The sequence below is a fragment of the Pseudomonas sp. BT76 TE3572 genome, from assembly GCF_050435365.1.
Taxonomy (GTDB): Bacteria; Pseudomonadota; Gammaproteobacteria; order Pseudomonadales; family Pseudomonadaceae; genus Aquipseudomonas; species Aquipseudomonas fluorescens_W.
Genome location: NZ_JBNDKE010000001.1, coordinates 6,252,169 through 6,273,686 on the forward strand (window position 1 = coordinate 6,252,169; position 21,518 = coordinate 6,273,686).

Annotated in this window: 21 protein-coding genes; 7 read left to right on the plus strand and 14 right to left on the minus strand. The window is 59.3% G+C overall.

Annotated elements, in window-relative coordinates:
* Positions 1-332: 332 nt before the first annotated feature.
* A complete protein-coding gene (locus ABH912_RS28570) occupies positions 333-1,067 on the minus strand; it encodes a DUF899 domain-containing protein (RefSeq protein ID WP_429512268.1) in 735 nt (244 codons plus the stop codon).
* Positions 1,068-1,243: 176 nt separating this feature from the next.
* Between ABH912_RS28570 and ABH912_RS28575 the strand changes: the two genes are divergently transcribed.
* Positions 1,244-1,636 carry a hypothetical protein gene (locus tag ABH912_RS28575; protein ID WP_033056119.1) on the plus strand — a complete coding sequence of 131 codons (393 nt, stop codon included), beginning with the start codon at positions 1,244-1,246 and terminating at the stop codon, positions 1,634-1,636.
* 63 nt (positions 1,637-1,699) lie between these two features.
* Here ABH912_RS28575 and ABH912_RS28580 read toward each other — a convergent pair whose 3' ends face one another.
* From ABH912_RS28580 to ABH912_RS28590, 3 genes are all read right to left on the minus strand, one after another.
* A complete protein-coding gene (locus ABH912_RS28580; protein ID WP_429512270.1) occupies positions 1,700-2,569 on the minus strand; it encodes a DUF6279 family lipoprotein in 870 nt (289 codons plus the stop codon).
* An 80-nt stretch (positions 2,570-2,649) separates the two neighbouring features.
* A complete protein-coding gene (locus ABH912_RS28585) occupies positions 2,650-3,366 on the minus strand; it encodes a TorF family putative porin (RefSeq protein ID WP_429512272.1) in 717 nt (238 codons plus the stop codon).
* 218 nt (positions 3,367-3,584) lie between these two features.
* Positions 3,585-3,773, minus strand: coding sequence for a hypothetical protein (locus tag ABH912_RS28590; RefSeq protein ID WP_017337097.1), 189 nt, complete (start codon positions 3,771-3,773; stop codon positions 3,585-3,587).
* Between the two features lie 351 nt (positions 3,774-4,124).
* On the opposite strand from ABH912_RS28590, the gene ABH912_RS28595 reads away from it, so the two are divergent.
* Positions 4,125-4,961 carry a CvfB family protein gene (locus tag ABH912_RS28595; protein WP_033056115.1) on the plus strand — a complete coding sequence of 279 codons (837 nt, stop codon included), beginning with the start codon at positions 4,125-4,127 and terminating at the stop codon, positions 4,959-4,961.
* Positions 4,962-5,090: 129 nt separating this feature from the next.
* A complete protein-coding gene (locus ABH912_RS28600) occupies positions 5,091-6,023 on the plus strand; it encodes a DMT family transporter (RefSeq protein WP_033056114.1) in 933 nt (310 codons plus the stop codon).
* On the opposite strand, the gene ABH912_RS28605 is transcribed toward ABH912_RS28600, so the two are convergent.
* Positions 5,968-7,149 carry an MFS transporter gene (locus ABH912_RS28605; protein WP_429512274.1) on the minus strand — a complete coding sequence of 394 codons (1,182 nt, stop codon included), beginning with the start codon at positions 7,147-7,149 and terminating at the stop codon, positions 5,968-5,970. The genes ABH912_RS28600 and ABH912_RS28605 overlap by 56 nt on opposite strands.
* A gap of 103 nt (positions 7,150-7,252) precedes the next feature.
* Here ABH912_RS28605 and ptrR point away from each other — a divergent pair, with 103 nt between their 5' ends.
* Complete coding sequence (gene ptrR / locus ABH912_RS28610; RefSeq protein ID WP_429512276.1) at positions 7,253-8,146, plus strand: putrescine utilization regulator PtrR; 894 nt, start codon at positions 7,253-7,255, stop codon at positions 8,144-8,146.
* Positions 8,147-8,285: 139 nt separating this feature from the next.
* A complete protein-coding gene (locus tag ABH912_RS28615) occupies positions 8,286-8,414 on the plus strand; it encodes a PA1414 family protein (protein ID WP_007914492.1) in 129 nt (42 codons plus the stop codon).
* Positions 8,415-8,518: 104 nt separating this feature from the next.
* Here the strand turns inward: ABH912_RS28615 and ABH912_RS28620 are convergent, their stop codons facing one another.
* The 6 genes from ABH912_RS28620 to speB all read right to left on the minus strand — a co-directional run bounded on the left by ABH912_RS28620 (position 8,519) and on the right by speB (position 14,078).
* Positions 8,519-8,770 carry a phosphopantetheine-containing protein gene (locus ABH912_RS28620; protein ID WP_033056110.1) on the minus strand — a complete coding sequence of 84 codons (252 nt, stop codon included), beginning with the start codon at positions 8,768-8,770 and terminating at the stop codon, positions 8,519-8,521.
* A gap of 55 nt (positions 8,771-8,825) precedes the next feature.
* Positions 8,826-9,551 carry an MBL fold metallo-hydrolase gene (locus ABH912_RS28625; protein ID WP_429512277.1) on the minus strand — a complete coding sequence of 242 codons (726 nt, stop codon included), beginning with the start codon at positions 9,549-9,551 and terminating at the stop codon, positions 8,826-8,828.
* An 84-nt stretch (positions 9,552-9,635) separates the two neighbouring features.
* Positions 9,636-11,015 (minus strand): sodium:solute symporter, encoded by a 1,380-nt coding sequence (locus ABH912_RS28630; RefSeq protein WP_429512279.1) that lies wholly within the window; start codon positions 11,013-11,015, stop codon positions 9,636-9,638.
* Positions 11,016-11,153: 138 nt separating this feature from the next.
* The gene (locus ABH912_RS28635; protein WP_429512280.1) at positions 11,154-12,656 is read right to left on the minus strand and encodes a purine-cytosine permease family protein; all 1,503 of its coding nucleotides are present in this window, start codon (positions 12,654-12,656) and stop codon (positions 11,154-11,156) included.
* A gap of 54 nt (positions 12,657-12,710) precedes the next feature.
* Positions 12,711-13,118 (minus strand): YybH family protein, encoded by a 408-nt coding sequence (locus ABH912_RS28640; protein WP_033056105.1) that lies wholly within the window; start codon positions 13,116-13,118, stop codon positions 12,711-12,713.
* 9 nt (positions 13,119-13,127) lie between these two features.
* Positions 13,128-14,078, minus strand: a complete 951-nt coding sequence (speB, locus tag ABH912_RS28645) for an agmatinase (RefSeq protein ID WP_008153224.1) — start codon at positions 14,076-14,078, stop codon at positions 13,128-13,130.
* A 404-nt stretch (positions 14,079-14,482) separates the two neighbouring features.
* Here speB and ABH912_RS28650 point away from each other — a divergent pair, with 404 nt between their 5' ends.
* Complete coding sequence (locus ABH912_RS28650; RefSeq protein ID WP_007945995.1) at positions 14,483-15,376, plus strand: LysR family transcriptional regulator; 894 nt, start codon at positions 14,483-14,485, stop codon at positions 15,374-15,376.
* 4 nt (positions 15,377-15,380) lie between these two features.
* Complete coding sequence (locus ABH912_RS28655; RefSeq protein ID WP_429512283.1) at positions 15,381-15,977, plus strand: tRNA-uridine aminocarboxypropyltransferase; 597 nt, start codon at positions 15,381-15,383, stop codon at positions 15,975-15,977.
* 139 nt (positions 15,978-16,116) lie between these two features.
* Here the strand turns inward: ABH912_RS28655 and ABH912_RS28660 are convergent, their stop codons facing one another.
* Genes ABH912_RS28660 through ABH912_RS28670 form a run of 3 tightly spaced genes read right to left on the minus strand, consistent with a single transcriptional unit; the run spans position 16,117 to position 21,042 of the window.
* Entirely contained in the window at positions 16,117-17,496 is a 1,380-nt protein-coding gene (locus ABH912_RS28660) for an HlyD family type I secretion periplasmic adaptor subunit (protein WP_033056102.1), read from the minus strand.
* Positions 17,497-17,505: 9 nt separating this feature from the next.
* Positions 17,506-19,665 carry a type I secretion system permease/ATPase gene (locus tag ABH912_RS28665; RefSeq protein WP_033056100.1) on the minus strand — a complete coding sequence of 720 codons (2,160 nt, stop codon included), beginning with the start codon at positions 19,663-19,665 and terminating at the stop codon, positions 17,506-17,508.
* 18 nt (positions 19,666-19,683) lie between these two features.
* On the minus strand, positions 19,684-21,042 hold the full coding sequence (locus tag ABH912_RS28670) for a TolC family outer membrane protein (protein WP_033056099.1): 1,359 nt from the start codon (positions 21,040-21,042) through the stop codon (positions 19,684-19,686).
* Positions 21,043-21,518: the final 476 nt, after the last annotated feature.

Genomic DNA, 21,518 nt, shown 5'->3' on the forward strand with positions numbered 1-21,518 from the left:
GTTGAGGGGCGAAGGGTGTAAAAAGTTCAGAAACGCCAAACACGGTCGCCTTTTGGGCGACGGTTTGACTATAAGGATCAGCCGCCCAGCGGTACAGATCCCCGGTTCTGAAGTTGATGTAGGGGAAATGTCCTGGTGCGGTCGGACAGAGCTGATGACTAAACATTGCCAATATCTGTGGGAGCGGCTCCGGGCAGCGATCCGACGATAGCGGTGTATCAGTCGATATCAGTGTTGAATGTTTGTCAGTCATCGTCGGATCGTAGCCCGGAACAAGCTCGCTCCCACAGTGGATTTGCGGTGTTTGGGGATAGGTGTTCTGCACAAGTGGTCTATCCCCCATGGCAGCAACTGGCCGCTGCCTTGTCCTCATACCGGTCGTGATACCTCACCCACTCCATGATTTCCTCTTCATTACGCCCCTTGGGCGTCAGGTCGAGGTAGTTGTAAGCCCCGACCAACAAGTCCAAACCTCGGGCATAAGTGGAATAGGTGTGGAAAATCTCTCCAACTTCATTGCGATAAAACACGCTGAGGCCAGGCAATTCTTCTTCGGCACCGTCAGATTTTTCGTAGTTATAGGTGGCTTTGCCCGCGGTGACGTCTTCTGCTCGGGCCGAGACGCCGAAGTCGTAGTTGAAGTCGCAGCCTTCTGACGACACCCAATCGAATTTCCAGCCCATGCGCCGTTTGAAGGCCTGGAATTCGGCGAACGGTGCGTGGGAAACCGCCACCACGGCGACGTCATGATGGGCCAGGTGTTGGTTGGCGCCATCGATGTGGTCGGACAGGAACGAGCAGCCGGAGCAGCCTTCGTCCCAACCTTTGCCAAACATGAAGTGGTAGATGACCAATTGGCTACGGCCGCCGAACAGGTCAGCTAGTTTCAGTTCGCCGTTCGGGCCCTGAAAGCGGTAGTTCTTGTCGATTTTCACCCAAGGCAGGGCGCGGCGTTCGGCGCTGAGTTTGTCTCGTTCTTTGGTGAAGGCTTTTTCGTGGGCCAGGTGTTGCTTGCGGGCGGCGAGCCATTCTTCTCGGGAGACGACAGGATGATTCTGAATGTTCATTGGGATTCTCCTGCAGGAGGCTGAGAGGTGACTTACACAAGCTAGTCGTTTGACCTACGCCCAATTCGACATACCGCCGGTCGGTGCTGTTCAAAACCTCAGCTGAACGGCTACGAGCCGCGCCGGTCACAACCTATAAGGCCATCTCACTCTCTGGCTTTGGAGGTTGAATCAGGATGACGACTTATAACTGGGATTTGATTGAACGCTTGTTGCACGAGGCGCAGAACAGCGCTGGCCACAGCTTTACGCCACGGCCCTACGCCGAGCAGTACGCGGCGGAAAAAGCGGCGAAGGGCGAGGAGATTGAGAACCTGGATCATCTGAAAGCAGTGGCTGGTGAGTATGAAAAGTTACTGTTATTGCGCGGCTACATTGAGCCTCGGCCTGAGGATCAAGGTGGCAACGGGTCGAACTACATTTTGACGCCACGGGGCTCGAGTTTATTGAGCCTGATCGACAGCAGTATTCCGGGCAATGACCATCCTAGGCAGGTGTTGGATGAGCAGGAAGATGCGCTGGATGAGGTGACGTTTGATGGCGTGGCGTCGAAGGCGCAGATTGCCTGACGATCACCCCCTAACCCATTGTGGGAGCGAGCAGGCTCGCTCCTACAGGGATTTGCGTAGTGCTTAGCTCTGTTTTGCAGCCTTCAGACACGTCAAATCACTGAAATCCTTCCTCACCCCTTCGATCTTCTTCAACAACCGCTGGCGCTGTTCTGGCGTGCTTTCGGCCATCAAATCCACAAATAGTGCCCGTGCCTGGGCTTCGGTGCTGGCGTAGGCCTGGCGATAAGCGGGCGTCCACAAGCTCTCGCGATTCACCAGAAGCGTCTCGATTCGCTGGGGGAATTCTGGACTGTGGCGCTGCGCAACCGCTGCACTGAACTGCTTCTGCCAATGGACGCGGTTGGCGATCCATTGCGTATTCTGGTCACCCAAGGCGTTTGACCACGCGGCAACCCGCAGCTGCTGGGTTGCACTGAGCGGGCCGAGCCAATCATTCAGGCGTTTTTCCATACGCTGGCTGCGTGCCTTGATCTGTTGATCGAGAGACGGTTTGAGGTACTGCGCCTGGCGTTTATGTTGGTCCTTGGCGAAGGCCTCGTTCATTTCCGCTACTTGCTGGTCATTCAGCCCTTGCAACAGCTCAATGGCCGACGGGGTGATTTCCCGGGCGGTCTGGGCGATGGCCTGTTTGGCTTCCTGGACGCGGGATTGCAGTGCAGCGTCGGTGACCTGGTTGGTCTCGACCATGACCTGCAAGCGATCCAGCCAGTCGAGGTAGCCCGGCAGTTGGGTGGTGCAGTGCCAGCTCAGGTGTTCCTTGAGGCGCTCGTTGAACCAGCCTTTCTGCTCGCCGTTCATGTCCAGGTAGTCGCTGAGCGTCCATGGAATGATCACGTCGAGGTTGCGGTAGGCCAGGCCCACGCGGCTGCACGCACCGAGGGCGAGACAGAGGGTGATAACGACGGCGAGACACTTCAACCAGCGCGACATGGGCGAATCCTTTGCGAAGGCCTGGCTTTTTTAATGGGCTTTTCTATGTGAACGCAGGATGAGCCTCGCAGTTCAGCCGATCAGTAAAAGGCGCGTTCGGCCTTTAGGGTGACCAGCCCATCACATTGACTGTTGTGCCCGGAATAGGCGGAGCAGCTGCTGCCACTCAAGTTAGAGTCACTGTAGATCAGGTCCAGATCGATGCCCATGAACGGGCGGGAAAGTTGCACTGACCAGTCGGTGAAACTGCCTACATACCCACCGTCGACGGACACCGGTGTATTGAGCTGGTGGGTGGTGTATTTCATGCTGATCCCGATGCCAAACGGCTGATTGCCGCCCAGGTCGGCGAACACGGTGCTGTTCTGTTTGTCCGGGTCATTGCTGAACGCTGCGCCGAAACGGCTACCGAGAAAGGTCAGGCCACCGAAAAGCTCCTGGCTGTCGAGGGTGTCCACTTTCGGATAGCTGTAACGGATCATGCCGACTTCGTATCCGAGGGTATTATCGAAAGGCTGTTTAAAGCCCATGTAGGAGTCGACTTCAAGTTTGGCCCCAGGCGTTAAACCCATGCTTGGCGCCCATTGGCCCACGTAAAAGCCGCTGTCGTGGCTCAGGTCGAGACCACCGTGGAACGAGCCGGTGCTGGAAGGTTTGACCAGCCCCTGGGCCATGCTGCGGCTGGCGGTGGTGCCGAGTTTGAGATTGAAGTCGCCCAGTTCACGCTGAAAGATTTGCGCATTGGCGACCGAACACGACAGCAGGGTGCCGAGCAATAAATAGGAGGGTTTGAGCATGCGTCACTCCATGACAGCGAGGAGCAGGAACTAAAACCTACTGAAACGCTTGATTTAGACGTGTGCAAGCATACCGGCGAATGCTCGGCATCGAGGGCCGTTCGTCGACTTTTGACATATTGATGTGTTTGGCGGGGTGTTGCGAGGAGGGTTCCAGTCCAAGCGCTTCGAAGCTCAAAGCGCTTAGGGACCAGGTGACGCGGCGGATCTTGGGGAAGTTACTTCTTGCCCAAGGTGATCTGCTTGGACGGGCCGAACGTCTGGCCGCTGACGCCTTTGGCAATTTGCTGGATCTCTCCGCCGGACTTGAGGAACGCAGCAATCTGGTTGTTGATCGATTCGCTGGTTTCAACGGCTGGAGCTGGCTTTGCTTTGCTGTTGGATGCTTTTACACGCATGGCGGCCATTAACCTATAGAAAATTAACTTGGCCAGGCATCGTACAGGAAATACTTGACAATTGCTTGGTAAATATCCCCACGAAATACACAGGGCAAATGAAGAATTAATCACAAGTTATTATTCTGAATAGGCCTCTAAGCTGCTGTTTTAACTAAGAACGAGCGTGAAAAAATACAGTTTTCAGCCTGGCGGGCAGGTGCGAAAATCACCAGAACGGCCTGACGAGCGGCCAGGCGCGTGCGGCAAAACCCAGGAAAATTAAGCCCTTCAGAGGATTTTCTTGCGCCACCGGGCTGGCCAGCGAACGCGACCCGCAAAACCGGGTAGAATGCCGCCCACGCAATGAGGGTATTGGAAATGGCTTTAGTCGGGCGCTACAACAGTTTGCAAGTGGTTAAACACACTAACTTCGGTTTATATCTGGACGGTGGCGCGGATGGCGAAATCCTCCTGCCTAATCGTTATATTCCCAAAGATATTCCCAGCGAAGATGAAGACTGGCTCAACGTTTTTATTTATCTGGACAGCGATGACAAACTCATCGCAACTACCGAAAAGCCGAAAGTTCAAGTCGGTGAATTCGCCAGTTTAAAAGTCGTTGAAGTCAACAGCATCGGTGTTTTCCTGGATTGGGGCTTGCCGAAGGATCTGTTGCTGCCGTACTCCGAAGAAAAGCGCCAGATGACCGCCGGCGAATATGTCGTGGTGCACGTCTACCTCGACAAGCACACCCGCCGCATCACCGCGACGGCGCGTCTGGACCGCTACCTCGACAAGACCCCGGCCAACTACACCCCTGGCCAGGAAGTTGATTTGCTGGTTGCCGAAGCCACCGATATGGGCTTCAAGGCGATCATCAACAACAAGCACTGGGGGCTGATCCACAAGAACGAAATCTTCAAGTTCATGCGCGCCGGTAAAGAAGAGAAGGGCTTTATCAAAGAAGTCCGTGCCGACGGCAAGATCAGCCTGAGCCTGCAACCGGTTGGCGAAGAAGCCGCCACCAGCCTGAACTCGAAGATTCTCGCCAAGTTGCGCGACAACAATGGCAGCCTGCCGGTCAGCGACAAGAGCGACCCGACGGTGATCAGCAGTATGTTTGGCGTCAGCAAGGGCAACTTCAAAAAGGCCATTGGTGCGTTGTACAAGAACGGCCAGATCGTCATTCACGCTGATCGCATTGAACTAAGCTGACCTCGCGCCCGCCCTCATGTAACGCGATTGCATAGGGTTGAACTGTGATGAAAAAGTCCCGGCTCTGTGTCGGGGCTTTGCTTTTTACTGCCGAGTGACTGCCATGTTTTGTGTTTTCGAGGTGTTCCGGTGAGCGCCACCCGGCGCAGCGCCGATGGGTTTGCCCTGCAAGTGATGATTGGGTTGTGCCTGATCTGGGGTGTTCAGCAGGTGATGATCAAGTGGGCGGCGCCAGACATCGCGCCGGTCATGCAGGCCGCCGGGCGCTCGGGTATTTCCGCGTTGCTCGTAGGACTGTTGATCTGCTGGAAGGGCGGTTGGGATCAAGTGGGCAACACCTGGCGCGGTGGACTACTGGCTGGCGCGCTGTTTGGCCTGGAGTTCTTCTTCATTTCCGAAGGCCTGCAACTCACCACTGCCGCGCACATGTCGGTGTTCCTTTACACCGCGCCGATCTTCACCGCATTGGGCGTTCATTGGCTGTTGCCGAGTGAGCGTTTAAGACCGCTTCAGTGGCTGGGTATTTTTCTCGCCTTCGTCGGGATCGCCATCGCCTTTGCCGGTGGGGTGTCCTGGGACAACCTCGATCACCGCATGTTGATGGGCGATGCGCTGGGCGTGCTGGCTGGCGCGTCATGGGGTGCAACCACGGTGGTGGTGCGCGCTTCGCGCCTGTCGGAAGCGCCGGTGACGCTGACGCTGTTCTATCAACTGATTGTCGGTTTTGTTGGCCTGTTGCTGATCGCGATCCTCAGCGGCCAGGTCACCCACGTCAGCCTGACCACCGTCGCGGTGGCCAGTGTGTTGTTTCAGGGATTGGTGGTGTCGTTCTTCAGTTACCTGACCTGGTTCTGGCTGTTGCGCCGTTATCTGGCGGCGAACCTGGCGGTGTTTTCGTTCATGACGCCGCTGTTCGGCGTCACGTTCGGCGTGGTGCTGCTGGGCGAAGAGCTGAGCTTCAATTTCGTTGTCGGCGCGGTGCTGGTATTGCTGGGCATCACGTTTGTCAGCGCTGAGCAGTGGGTGCGCCGTCGCTTGCGCAAAGCCCTTGGGCAGAGCTGACCGGACGCAGTAACAGACCGCCGGCGACAATCAAACCGCTGCCGGCGAACACCAGCGCGGGATGCAAACCTCCGCTGAAGTGGCTGCTCAATGCGGCCAGCAACGGCCCGCTGAGCTGGCCCACGGCGAAGCATGCCGTCAGCAGCCCGGCGTTGCGCTGGGCGGTGTGGGGCGCCAGTTCCCGGGAGCGTTGCATCACCAATTGCATGCAGGCCAGGAACGGCGTGCCGCAGAGGATCACGCCCAAGGCCAGGCCAGGGCCGCTGCCCAACAAGCAGGCGAAGACCCCGGCGGCTTGCAGCCACAACGTCGCCATCAGCCAATAACGAGTGCCCTGCGGGTGTTGTCGACGCAGACTTACCAGCACCACCCCGATGGCCGAAGCAAGACCGAAGCAAGGCCAGAACAGATCGGCCTGCCATTGGCCATGGAACTGCGCGTTGGCCATTTGCGAGAGGAAAGTGGCCGGAATGATGTAGCCCAAACCGTACAACCCATAGACCACGCCTAAACGGCCGATGCCATGATTTCCCGAGCCAGCGACGCTGGGGGCGGTGGCCACGGTCGTGGCCGGTTGCGGCAGGAACGGCAGAATCCCCAGCAGCATCGCCAGCCCGACGCCGGCATATACCAGCCACAAGGCTGCAGAAGTCTGCCCCAGCAGGTTCGATCCCAAGGCCAACAAGCCCGTCAGAAAAATCCCCAAACCCGGTCCGGCAAATACCAGGGCGCCAAGCCGTGGGCGACCGGCCGCCGCGGCCAGTGGCTGGCTCAACGCAGTGATCATCACCAGCACCCAGGCGCTGGCCACGCCGGTACCGAACCGCAGCACCAGATGGGACCAAAACCCGTTGGCCCAGAACGAGGCCAACGTCAGCAATACACAGAGCCATAAACCGCCCAGCAAACGCCGGCGGACTTGCTCGGGGCGGCGAGAGAACATCGCGTCCACTGCGCCAACGAAGTAGCCAAGGTAGTTGGCGGCGGCAATCAGACCGGCGGCAGTCAGGTCGATCTGACCTTCGCTGAGCAGGTGCGGCAACTGAGGCGTGAGGGCGAAACGCCCGATGCCCATGGCCATCATCAGGGCGATGAAACTGGCGAGTAAGCGAATCAGAGGGGACATGGTCTGAATTCCGGCAGAGGATCAATGACCGTCAGGCTAGGACTGATTGACTTTCTTTTAAAATGAATAATAGTGAGTAACTTGTTCTGATTTGGAGAAAGGTGTGGAATTCAGCCAATTGCGGATTTTCCAGGCAGTAGCGCAGGAGGGTTCCATCACCCGCGCTGCCGAACGCCTGCACCGGGTGCCATCGAACCTGTCGACCCGGCTTAAACAGCTGGAAGAGCAACTCGGCGTAGAACTGTTCGTGCGTGAACGTCAGCGTTTGCAGTTGTCGCCTGCAGGAAAAGTCCTGCTGGACTACACCGCCAAGTTGTTCAATCTGCGCGACGAAGCTCAAGCGGCGGTGCAGGGCGGGCAACCGGCCGGGGACTTCGTACTCGGCACGATGTACAGCACGGCGGCGATTCATCTGCCGGGGTTGTTGGCGCGTTATCACCGCACTTATCCGGCGGTGAACCTGCAAGTGCAGGCCGCGCCAAGCGGCGAATTGCTTGAAGGTTTGCTCACCGGTCGTCTCGATGCGGCGCTGGTGGACGGTCCGCTGGAACTGGCCGGGCTCGACGGCGTGCCGTTGTGCGACGAACGGCTGGTGCTGATCAGCGAGGCCGATCACCCGCCGATCCTCAGCGCGCTGGATGTGCAAGGGCGCTCGGTGTTCACGTTTCGCCAGGGTTGTTCCTACCGGATGCGCCTGGAAGCCTGGTTCTCCCATTACCACGCGGCCATGGGCCGGGCGATTGAAATCGAGTCTTATCCGGGGATGCTGGCCTGCGTGATCGCCGGCTCAGGCGTGGCGCTGATGTCGGCGTCGATGCTCGCCAGCCTGCCGGGCCGCGAAAGCGTGGCGGTGCATCCGTTGGCCGAGCCATTTGCCAGTGCCACCACGTGGCTGATGTGGCGCAAAGGCATGGTTGGGGCGAACTTGAACGCCTGGCTTGAGCAGCAACAATTGGTCTATCCGTCGACGCCGAGTCAGGCTCGGGAGATAGCTTGAACTATCGGTCAGGTATTTTGATCAATTCAGTAACAGATCATTGCGACTTTGGGCGAGCATTGCGTAGGACTTCGGACTATTATCAGTGCGAAGTGGCTACAGAATTTTGGCCACTCGGCACTACCCTGAAGGGGGCACCATGAAAGAGAAAATCCAAAACTGGCTGCACGACCTGGGTGTTGCACTCGGTTTGATTGAACCGCCTCTGCAACCTGTGCCTATTCGCACTGACGACGAACAACGCCGACGCCAGCAGCGCCGCCGGTAAGCGTAGCGCAGCCGTTGTTGTAGCAGTTGCCGAGCCCAACGCAGCCTCGCGGTGCTCGGCAGCTGCTACAGGACCCCAGTCGAACTCAAGAGAGTGGGCGGGGCTTAGTGCCTTCCGATCTCCATTAAAAACCGGCTCAAGTCATTCGCCGTCCTGGCGGTCTTGAGCAACTGATCTTCCTCTGCCGTAAACGCCGTCAAACCCAGCTCATCTTCCAGATGGAAGATCAGCTCTTCGATATCTTCTTTATCCAATCCCAATTGCGCCAGGCTGGCGTTGTCGTCGAAGTCATCCTGACCCTCCAGCAGGCGGCGGATGAAACGATGCACGACAGCACGAACGGCAGCTCTTTTCATGGCGGTTATTCGAGGGCGTTATTGTTGTTGTCCCTGGGGCTGAGTACAGCAGGCTTCAGGCGTGCGAGCGCTGCCACTCGTCAATCATCGTGCGCAAATGCTCCCCGGAAAAACTCCCGAAATGCCCGCCATGCACCGTGCGGATCGGCAACTCGCGCAAACGCTGCAGGCTGCGGGCGTAGTCCTCGAGGTTGGAGTGGTAGGCGTCTTCGATCAGTGGCCCGTCGTAGATGATGTCGCCGCTGAACAGCGTCTCGGTCGCCGCTTCGTACAGGCTGATGCCGCCCGGTGAATGCCCCGGTGTGTGCAGCACTTGCAACACGCGATTGCCCAGATCCAGCACGTCACCTTCTTCGATCAAACCGGTGGCTGGTGCGGCTTTGACCCGATACTCGGCGTAGCACAACGGGCAATCCGGGTGCGCCTCGAACATGTCGTCGCCGACAAAGGCTTTACTCAAATCGTTGTCGCCGTCCGGTGCGGCGAGGATGTCCGCCTCAGCCGGATGCACCAGCCGTTCGGGGAATTCGTGATGGCCGGCGATGTGGTCGAAATGGCAATGACTGGCCACGGCTACCAGCGGCCGTTCGGTGATCCACGGCAGTTGCTCGCGCAGGCTGACGAGCCCGGAACCGCTGTCGAGCAGCAAGTCTTTGTCGCGGCCCTGGATGTGCCAGAGGTTGCAGCGATAGAAGGGGCGGATGTAAGGCTCGTGAATCAGGCGGATGCCGTCGCTGAGTTGTTTGACTTCAAACCACTGATCGCGAGAAACAATCTTCATCAAGGTTTTCTCCAGACGAAAAAAAACGGGTGTGGCAACCGACGCCACACCCGTCGAAGAAAGCATCAAGTCGTTATGTTCAGCTTAGGCGGCGCTGGGCACCGCTGCAGGGCGAGGGGACAGCAAGCTGACCACCACGAAACTCACCAGACCTACGCCGAGGCTGTAGTAGATCGGGGTGTTGGCATCCAGACCGTCTTTGAACATGAACAGCAACGCTGTGGCGAAGCCCATGCCCATGCTGGCGATAGCGCCGGCGGTGTTGGCGCGTTTCCAGAAAATCGCACCGATCAGCGGGATCAGCATGCCGCCCACCAGCAGGTTGTACGCCAGGGTCAGGGCGCTGATCACGTCATTCACGACCAGAGCGATGCCGAGTACCACGATGCCGGTCAGCAGGGTGAACAGGCGGTTGATGCCCAGAGTCGACTGTTTACCGCCACGCAGTTTCGGCAGCAGGTCTTCGGTCAGGGTGGTGGCAGCGGCGAGCAGGCCGGCGCTGGCGGTGGACATCATGGCGGCCAGGGCTGCGGCGATCACCAGGCCACGGATACCGTCCGGCAGGGACAGTTTGACGATGGCGGCGAAGGCGTTGTTGACGTTGTCCAGGTCCGGGATCAGCACATGAGCGGCCATGCCGATCAGGGCGCAGGCCAGTCCGTAAAGGATGCAGTAGAAGCCTGCGAATGTGCCGGCGACCTGGGCCACTTTGGCGCTCTTGACGGTGAACACACGCTGCCAGATGTCCTGGCCGATCAGGATCCCGAAGAAGTAGATCATGAAGTAGGTGATGATGGTGTCCCAGCCAATCGTGGTGAAGCTGAAGGCGGTGGCCGGCAGTTTCAACACCAATTCATCCCAGCCACCGACGCGGTACATGCAGATTGGCAACAGGATGAACATCAGGCCCACGGTCTTGATCACGAACTGGACGATGTCGGTCAGGGTCAGGGACCACATGCCGCCGATCGCCGAATAAATCACCACCACGCCACCGCCGACCAATACCGACAGCCAGAACGGCAGGTCGAACAGCACTTGCAGCACGGTGCCGATAGCCAGGATCGAGACCACACCGATCATCAGTGCATACGCCAGCATGATCACTGCGCTCGCGGAGCGGGCCATCGGGTTGTAGCGTTTTTCCAATACCTGGGTAACGGTGTAGATCTTCAGTTTCAGCAGCGGTTTGGCGAGGAACAGGTTCAGCGCGACGATCCCGCAACCGAGGGCCGCACAGAGCCAGAAACCGGAAATGCCATGGACGTACCCCAGGCGCACGGTGCCGACGGTGGACGCGCCGCCCAGAACGGTGGCGGCCATGGTACCCATGTACAGGCTCGGGCCGAGGTTACGACCGGCGACCAAAAAGTCTTCGTTGGTCTTGGCCTTGCGCATGCCGTAGTAGCCGAGTAGCAGCATCGCGGCGGCGTAGATGAGTACGACGATTAAATCCAAAGCCATTATGGCGTGTCTCCGATTGTCTTTTTTATGGTGAGGCTGAAATCAAACTTTTGTGTAGGAGCGATGCTTGCTCGCGAAGGGGGCGCCGCGGCCAGTCAGGCCGACCGCGTTATCGTTCTTCGCGGGCAAGCCACGCTCCTACACCATCGCCGGTTTAGCGAGCGAATCGGTGCCCTTGCTGCGTGGATCATTTGGACCGAACACCGCGGCCGATTCCGGGAACAGGCTCAACAGTGCCAGGTACACCAACGACGCCAGGCCAAGGGTGACCGGCAGGCTGATGTCGATGCCGCCGGCCAGTTCGCCGAGCGGACCGACGAACTGCCCAGGCAGGTTCACAAAGCACAAGCCCACCGCAGCGCTCGGGATCCAGGCACCCAGCCCACGCCAGTTCCAGCCATGGGTGAACCAGTAGCGGCCACCTTTCTCGCCGCGGGTGAACACTTGCAGGTCATCCGGGCAGTAGAAGCCGCGGCGCACCAGCAGGCCGATGATCATGATCACCATCCACGGGGTGGTGCAGGTGATGATCAGCACGGCGAAGGTCGACACGCTCTGCACCAGGTTCGCTGCAAAGCGGCCGATGAAGATGAAAGCAATCGACATCACACCGATCAGCAGCGTGGCCTTGACCCGCGACAGTACCCGTGGAAACACGCTGGACATGTCCAGCCCGGTGCCATAGAGCGAGGTGGTGCCGGTGGACATGCCGCCGATCACCGCGATCAGGCACACCGGCAGGAAGAACCAGCTCGGCGAAACGGCCAACAGACCGCCGACGTAGTTGTTGGCGGCGATGTAGTCCGGCGCCTTGATCGCTACGATGGTGGCGGTGGCGAGGCCGAACAGGAACGGGATGAAGGTCGCGATCTGCGAGATCACCACGGCAGCCATGATGCGGCGCTTGGAGGTATCACGCGGGATGTAACGCGACCAGTCACCGAGGAACGCGCCGAAGGAAATCGGGTTGCTCATCGCCACCAGTGCAGCGCCGATAAAGGCCGCCCAGAAACCCGGTTGACCCATGCTGACGGTGCCGGCGTAGTTCACATCGAACGGACCGATGAAGGCGAAGATGCCCAGCAGGAACAGCAGGCTGGCGCTCCATACCGCGATCTTGTTGACCCACAGCAGGAAGCGGAAGCCGTAGATGCAAACGGTCAGCACCAGGATCGCGAACAGACCGTAGGCCAGGCCCAGGGTCAGGTCGGTTTCCGGCAGGCCGATCAGGCGTTTGGCGCCACCGATCAGCGCATCACCCGAACTCCACACCGAGAGCGAGAAGAAGGCGATGGCGGTCAACAACGACAGAAACGAACCGACGATCCGCCCGTGCACGCCGAAGTGCGCACCGGAAGACACGGCGTTGTTGGTGCCATTGATCGGGCCGAACAGGCCCATGGGCGCAAGGATCAGCGAGCCCAGCAACACACCCAGCACAATCGCCCAGACGCCCGCCTGAAAAGACAGGCCGAACAGGACCGGGAAACTGCCGAGCACGGCGGTGGCAAACGTGTTGGAACCCCCAAAGATCATCCGGAACAAATCCGTCGGACCTGCGGTGCGTTCGCTGTCCGGGATCTGTTCGACCCCGTAGGTTTCAATGTGCGTAAGGCTTTGGTCTTTGTTGTTGTTATTCATGATCAGCTCCGATCATAAAGGCGCGCTCATCGTGTGTGAGCGTCACCTGTTTGGCTAAGGGGTTGGCAGCCCTTCCGGCATCGCGGACAAATGTTCGTGGCAGGCCAGCCATAGGCCTTGTTGTTGTCGGCGAAACACAATCGTCTCGCGCTCCTGGCTGAAGTGTTGCTCCCCTTGCATGCGCAGCTCGGTGGCCACGTCATGGATGAAAATCGCCACGTCACCCTGCAGGCTGACGAAGGCGTTGCTCGAGGTGCACGAAAGCACCTCGAAGCCATCCTCCGAGCGCCAGGTGTCCCACAGCGCCTGATAGGCATCGCGCGACAGCAGGGGCTGTTCGAGGGTGTAGAACACGAAGCTGGCGTCGGCGCTGAATGCGCCGAAGTAGGCTTCGCGATCGTTACGGGCGAAGGCGGTTACCAGATCGGCAGCGGCCTTGAGTACCTGATCACGTTCGTTCACGAGCAATCCTCAGCGGTGGACCACGCCAGGCAGTACGCAAAGCATTTCGTACAGCAGGTTGGCGGCCAACAGCGAGGTGTTGCCGGTGGTGTCGTAAGCGGGCGAGACTTCTACCAGATCGCAGCCGACCAGGTCGAGGCCTTGGCAGCCGCGAACGATTTCAATCGCCTGAATGGTTGTCAGACCACCGATTTCCGGGGTGCCGGTACCTGGCGCCCACGCTGGATCGATGCCGTCGATGTCGAAACTCAGGTACACCGGACCGCCGCCGACTTTCTCGCGAACTTCGGCCATCAGCGGTGCCAGGGATTTGTGCCAGCACTCTTCGGCCTGAACCACACGGAAGCCCTGGTTGCGGCTCCAGTTGAAGTCGTCAGCGGTGTAGCCCTGAGCGCGCAGACCGATTTGCACTACGCGGTCCGGATCCAGAAGGCCTTCTTCGACAGCGCGACGGAAGGTGGTGCCGTGGGCGATTTTCTCGCCGAACATGTGGTCGTTCACATCAGCGTGAGCGTCGATGTGCACCAGGCCGACCTTGCCGTGCTTCTTATGAATCGCACGCAGGATTGGCAGGGTGATGGTGTGGTCGCCGCCGAGGGTCAGGGGGATCACATTGTGTTCGAGGATTTTGTGGTAGGACTCTTCGATGATCCGTACCGCGTCCAGCAGATTGAACGTGTTGATCGCCACGTCACCGATGTCGGCAACCGACAGCGAGTCGAACGGTGCAGCGCCGGTGGCCATGTTGTATGGGCGGATCATCACCGATTCAGCGCGGATTTCGCGTGGTCCGAAACGGGTGCCGGGGCGCAGGGACGTGCCGATGTCCAGCGGGACGCCAACGAAGGCAGCATCCAGACCGGCAGCGGTTGGCACATGGGGGAGTCGCATCATGGTGGCGATGCCGCCGAAGCGCGGCATTTCATTGCCGCCCAGTGGTTGGTGAAGAATCTTGTCCACGGGTAGGGCCTCATCGTCGTTGTTTTATTTATGTCGGTTGCACTGGTCGGGGAGACGCAGGAACCGCTGTGGGGCGATTCTGCGAAATGTAGTGGCCGGGAAGAATCGCTACGGGCAAATACTTAGTTCAGATTTTTCTAAACTAATGGCTGGAGGGGGATTAGACTTTGCGGCATTGAGATTTGTGATCGGCTCAAGAACGGCCCCTCACCCTAACCCTCTCCCAGGGGGAGAGGGGACTGACCGAGGTGTTCTCGGGAAATACATCGACCTGAAATATCGAGTCAAACTCAGGCTTTGAAAGCCATGGAGATCGGCTCCCTTTCCCCCTCTACCCCGTGGGGAGAGGGTTGGGGTGAGGGGTGGATTTAACAGACAACACATTTCTAAAGCCCGGAGCCCCCATGGCCAACGCATTACCCGACCTGAAACTCTTGCGCATCTTCGTCAGCGTGGTTCGCCATCAGGGGTTTGCCAACGCGCAGCAAGAGCTCAACCTCTCGACGTCGGCCATCAGCACTTACATGAGCCAGCTCGAAGCTGCCCTCGGCCTGGTCCTCTGCCATCGCGGCCGAGGTGGTTTCAGCCTGACCAGCAAAGGCGAGCTGTTCCATCAGGAAACCCTGCGCCTGCTCGGCGAACTCGAAGGCTTCGAACAATACGCCGCGGCGCTCAAGGGCGAATTGCGCGGCACCTTGAACCTCGGCGTCATCGACTCCACCGTCAGCGACAAGGCCTTGCCCTTCGCCGAAGCCATTGGCGCTTACAGCCAGGAACACCCGGCCGTGCATTTGCACCTCTCGGTGATGAGCCCTTACGAGCTGCAACTCGGCGTGCAGGATAACCGTCTCGACCTGGCCATCGGCGCGTTCTCCACGCGCATGAGCGGTCTGGTCTACATGCCGCTGTACCGCGAACAACACTGGTTGTATTGCAGCAGTCGTCATCCGCTGTTCACCGAGCGGCGCATTCCCGAGCAAGTCATCACTCAGCAACGCATGGTTGGCCGTGGCTACTGGAGCCAGGCGGAACTGGCACGCCACGGTTTCAAACACAGCGCGGCGACGGTAGAGAGTATGGAGGCGCAGCTGATTCTGGTGCTGTCCGGCGCCTACATCGGTTACCTGCCGGAGCACTATGCTCAGGCCTGGGCCGACAAGGGCGATTTGCGGGTGCTGCTGCCGGCGACCTTTGGTTATCAAGCGCCGTTCTCGATGATCGTGCGTCGTGGCCGCAGCCGCGAGCCGCTGATCCAGACCTTCCGCGATTTGCTCAAAGCGCAACTGAATCAGGCTTGAAAAAATGTCCAGAATTCAATGCCCGCGCTGCCTGCGCCCGCAAACTCACTGTTTGTGCCCACTGATTCCGAGCCTGGACAGCCGCACCCGAGTGCTGTTGTTGCAGCATCCCAGCGAAGTGAACCATGCGCTGAACACCGCACGGTTGGCGGCGTTGGGGTTGAAGAATGCCGAGTTGATAGTGGGCGAGGTGTTCGAGGATTTGCCGGCGCTGTTGTATCAACCGGGCTATCAGGCGCGGCTGCTGTTTCCTGCCGATGATGCGCAGCCGTTGCAGGCTTACACGGCAACTGATCAACCACTCTTGCTGGTCGTCCCGGACGGCACCTGGCGCAAGGCGCGCAAGATGCTGCACCTCAACCCGCTGCTGGCGGCGCTGCCGAGGGTGACGTTGGCGCAGGGCGGGGTGTCGAGGTATCGATTGCGCAAGGCACCGGGGCCGGGCGCGTTGTCGACGGTGGAGGCGATTGTTCAGGCGTTGCAGACGCTGGAAGCGCCGAGCACGTTTGAGCCGTTGTTGAAACCGTTCGAGGCGTTGATCGAGGGGCAGATTGCGGCGATGGGGGAGGAGACTTTCCAGCGTAATCATGGACCGAAATGATCGCTGAATATAAGGCCCTCATCGCGAGCAGGCTCACTCCTACAGTGGACCGAGTTTCTCCAGAGGAAATGCGGTCCACTGTAGGAGTGAGCCTGCTCGCGATGGCGGTAAAACAGCCACCGCAAATTTCAGCCAGAGACTACCTTTCGCGCATCGCCTCAGTCCGGGCTTTAAGTACCGGTTTGAGCAAGTAATCCAGCACGCTTTTCTCCCCGGTGATGATGTCCACCGTCGCCACCATCCCCGGAATGATCAGCAACGGTTTCACATCCCCGCCCAAGTGATTCTTGTCCGTGCGCACCTGAATCAGGTAGAAGCTGTTGCCCTTGTCATCCGTAATCGTGTCCGCCCCAATCAACTCCAGCTTCGCACTCAACCCGCCATAAATCGTGTAGTCGTAAGCACTGAACTTGACCATGGCTTTCTGCCCCGGATGCAGAAACGCCACGTCCTGCGGCCGCACTTTGGCTTCGATCAGCAAGTTGTCTTCAATGGGCACGATTTCCACCATGTCGCTGCCCGGCTGGACCACGCCGCCGATGGTGTTGACCTTCAGCACTTTGATAATCCCGTGAACCGGCGACACCACCGTGGTGCGGGTTACGCGGTCATCGATAGCAATGCTCGATGCGGTGATTTTCGACAGGTCGGTGCGTTTTTCATTGAGCTCTTTCGCCGCGTCGGAGCGGAAGGATTGTTCGGACTCATCAATCTTGCTTCTGATCTCATTGATCGCCGATTCCGCGCGGGGAATTGCCAGCGTCGTGGCGTTCAGCGAGCCGCGAATCTCCACCGCACTGCGTTTGAGTCGCAGGATTTCCACCGGCGAAACCGCCCCGGTGCCCACCAGTGGCGCGGACATGTTCATTTCTTGTTGCAGCAGCGCCAGGCTTGAACTGAATTGGCCCTGTTTGGAGCGGAACTCCGCCAGTTCCTGGGTTTTTTGCCGAAGTTGTTCACTCAGGGTGCGCTGTTCGCTGGCCAGTCGCCGTTGTCGTTGTTCGTACAGCGAGCGCTCGTCTTCGGCCACTTGCGGCGCCTTGGCGATCACTTCCGGGGAGAGCTTGAATGGCCGGCCTTCCGCTTCGGCCGACAGCCGTTCGACCTGCGCGGTCAGCGCATAACGATCCGCCTCGCTTTCGCCCTTGTTCGACAGGAATCGAGTGTCATCCAGGCGCAGCAACGTATCGCCCTTGTTCACCATTTGCCCTTCGCGCACGAAGATCTCAGTGACGATGCCGCCCTCCAGATTCTGGATCACTTGGACTTTGCTCGACGGAATCGCCTTGCCTTCGCCCATGGTCACTTCCTGCAACACCGCAAACTTGGCCCAGACCACCGCGGTGATAATCAACGCAGCCGCCAGCCACACGGTGATCCGCGACCAGCGTGGTGAGTCCTGCAACGAGGCGCCGGCGGTTTCCGGCATGAATTCGCTTTCGGCGCTTTTGCTGAAACTGCCAAAGTAGCCGCGTGGCTTCGAATTAGAGCGCGACGCGTCGGATGATGAACGGGCCATGGCTAGCTCCTAGACAGCCGCAGAGCCGACACGGCCCTTGCGCAGTGCATCGATGACCACTTCTTTCGGACCGTCGGCGACGATCCGCCCGTTGTCCAGCACCACCAGCCGATCCACCAGACTGAGCATCGAGGTGCGGTGGGTCACCAGCAGCAGGGTTTTGCCCTGGACCCAGCGGTGGAGTTTTTGCCGCAGGACGTCTTCGCTGCTGTTGTCCATGGCACTGGTGGGTTCGTCGAGCAACATGATCGGCGGATCCAGCAACAACGCGCGGGCCAGCAACACCGCCTGACGTTGCCCGCCGGACAGCAGTTGTCCGCGTTCGCCCACCGGCCGGTCGAAGCCTTGCGGATGCTGACGGGCCAACTCGGTGACGCCGGTCAGTTCGGCGACTTCGAGCATCCGTGCATCGCTGATGTAGCGGGCGCCGAGGGTCAGGTTGTCGCGCAGGCTGCCGGCCAACAGTGGCAGGTCATGGGCGACGTAACCGATTTGCTGGCGCAGGTCGGCGACGTCCAGTTGCCGCAGGTCCAGGCCATCGAGCAGCAGTTGGCCTTCTTCCGGTGCGTAGAAACCCATCACCAGTCGCGCCAACGTACTTTTCCCCGAGCCGCTGCGACCGATGATGCCGATCCGCTCGCCGGGTTTCACGCTGAAGCTGATGTTGGCCAGGGCCGGCGCGTTCTGGCCGTTGTAGTGGAACGTCACGCTGCTGACGTCCAGCGCACCTTGCAGTTGTGTGCGTTCCAGCGGCCGTTGTGTGGCGTCGCGTTCCTGCGGCAAGGACATCAGCGCATCGGTGCTTTTCATGGTCAGTTGCGCTTGCTGGTAGCGGGTGATCAAACCGGCAATCTGCCCCAGCGGCGCGAGAACCCGGCTGCCGAGCATGTAGGTCGCCACCAGCGCGCCGACGCTGAGGTTGCCGGCGATGATGCTGTAGACCCCGGCAACGATGGTCGCCATGCCGGAGAATTGCTGGATGAACAGCGTGCCGTTGGTGGCCAGTGCCGAGAGGTTGCGCGCATGGCTGTCGAGGCGGGTGAGGGCGCCGTGGGTGCTTTCCCATTTGTGCTGGCGTTCGCTTTCGGCGCTGCAGGCCTTGAGGGTTTCCAGACCGCCGAGGGTTTCGATCAGCAGCGCCTGGCGTTCGGCGCCCAGGGTCAGGCTTTTCTGTACGGTGTCGCGCAGGCGCACCTGGATCACCATCGCGAAGATGATCGTGATCGGAAACGCCAGTAACGGGATCACCACCAGCCAGCCGCCGAGCAGGCCGATCACCACCAGCATCAGCACGGCAAAGGGCAGGTCGATCAGGCTGGTGAGGGTCACGGCGGTGAGGAATTCCCGCAGGCCCTGGAAGTCATGGATGCTTTGGGCGAAACCCCCAATGGTCGCCGGCCGCGCTTTCATCGCCATGCCGGTGATGCGTTCGAACAACGTGGCCGAAAGGATCACGTCGGTTTTCTTCCCGGCGGTGTCCAGCAGGTGCGCGCGGACCACCCGCAACACCAATTCGAAACCGGTGCCGATCAGCAAGCCGATGGACAGCACCCACAACGTCGATGTTGCCTGGTTCGGCACCACCCGGTCGTAGGTCTGCATCACGAACAGCGGCACCATCATCCCCAGCAGGTTGATCAAGAAACTCGCCAGAATCGCATCGCTGTACAGCCACTTCGACAGCTTCAACGTGTCGCGAAACCACGCCTCAACCCGCGGCACCAGCGGCGAACGCAAGTCTTCGAGTTCATGCCGTGGCCGAGCGAACAAGGCCTGGCCGCTGTAATTCTCGGCCAGCTCATCGCGGCTGACCCATTGTTCACCGCCGTCGGATTCGCTCGGCAAAATCAGCAACTGCCCATCATCGCCGAAGCGTCGTAGAACGGCAGTACGGCCGTTGTTGAGGATCAGCATTACAGGCAGGTTGAGGGCGGAAATGTCCGCCAGTTCACGGCGCAGCAATCTCGCCTGCAAACTGGCCCGGGCCGCTGCGCGAGGCAGCAGGTCCAGGCTCAAACGTTGTTTGTTCAGGGGGAGCCCGGCACTCAGGCTGGCGCGACTGACCGTTGCGCCATGGAGTTTGCAGAGGATCAACAGACCGTCCAGAAGTGGGTCATCGAAGCTCAGGCGCGGATCGACACCGATGTTGCCGGGTTCCATGCTGGTCACATTGATCTCTCCACAGGCCTACTTCAGTTCAGGCAAACGGGCTTCGTTTTTTACTTCTGAGGAGGCGATCGCATCGGCGGGCAATACCACCCGTTGTTTGCTCAGCAACTGACCCATGTTCGCCAGCACGCGATACATCGAGTACTCCTCGGTGTAGCGCACTTCGGTGTAGCGACGGTTGGCGTTGTAGAGCTCGTTTTCACTGTCCAGCAAGTCGAGCAGGGTGCGTTGGCCAAGGCCGAACTGGTCCTGATACGCCACGCGCACGCGTCGGCTGGTATCCGCGTATTCGCGGGCAGTCGGGGTTTGTTTCTTGGCATTGACCATGGCGTTCCAGGCCAGGTGAATGTTCTCGTTGAGTTGGCGCAGGGCATTGTTGCGGATGTCCATCGCCTGGTTGATCTGGTGCGCATCGGAGGCCAGGCGAGCCTTGTCGCTGCCACCGCGGAACAGGTTGTAGTTCATCACCACGCCGACTCGCCATTCGTTGTCGTGGCCTTCATCGCCCTGCACGTTGTTGTTCGCACCCACGGCCGCTTCGGCGTCGAAGCGAGGGTAGAACGGCGACTTGGCAACTTCGTACTGGCTCTCGGCCGATTGCACATCGGCCTGGGCAGATTTCAGGTACGGGTTGTTTTCCACCATGCTTTGCTGAGCTTCCGGCAGGGTGGCGGGCAACTCGCCGCGGATCGACGGTGGTGCTTCGAGCTCATCGGGCAGGCGCCCGGTTACGGCGTAGAAGTTCGACTCGGCATCCGCCAGATCGACTTCAGCGGTATCGAGGTTGTTTTGTGCCAGTGCCCGGCGAGCGACGGACTGGTCGGAGTCGGCGGTGCTGCCAATACCACGCTGGGTGCGCAGACCGATCTGATCGTTGACCCGCATGTGAGCTTGCAGATTGTTCGTGGCCAGGGTCACCAGTTCGCGGCGTTTGAGCACTTCGAGGTAGACCTCGATGGTGCGCAGGGCCAGATCCTGTGCGGTGCCCTGAGCGTAATAGGCCCGGGAATTGACCACGCCTTTGGTGCGCTGGACTTCGTTGGCGGTGTTGAAACCATCGAAGAGCATCTGCCGCAGACGCAATTCCGATTGGGTGTACGTCAGGATTTCGGTGTGGTGATTACCGAGTGCCCGGGTGTTGGTGTTATCGCTGTACCCGCGCCCGTAGGCGGCATTCAGATCAACTGATGGATAAAAGCCCCCCTTGGCGACTTTCACCTGCTCATCGGCCGAGAGGCGGCTGTCTACACGCGACGCCAGCTCCGGGTGGGTCGCGATGGTGCTCTGGATCGCCTCCGTCAATGACATGGCTTGAGCCTGAGAAGTGCAGGCCATGGCCAGCAGAATTGCGCTGCAGAGGGGGGTTAATACGCGCATGGGTGCCTCTCCCTGATTCCTAATGGTGCTTATTAGTCGCCAAATATTTGACGGCATTTATAGTGAAAACCGTTTCATGCTTGTAACAACAGAGCTAAGAACATTCTAGAGAGAACCATAGAAGAAATTTTCATAATTGCTATGCCAAAAAAAACTTATGCGCTCCGCAAAATCCAGCACATTGTTCACTGCGAAAGCCCTTGATTTATGAGCCTTAGGGCGCTCAGCGGGGCTTGAGGAAAGTTCCAATCCACATATCGACTTAGGGCGGGGAAGTGCTGGAGGGGAGGGACGCGGACGGTTTTCAGGTGACGGTTTTTTGTCACCTTGGTGGATCAAAACCGTTACGCATCGCTCAAAAGGCGACTTGTTGCGCAAGTGGATCCCGATGCCATTGATTGCAGAGGGTTTTTATCCCGCAGCAGACATGTCGCCCGCGAGCGGCACGCTTGGCGAGAACGGCGCCAGGGCAGCGG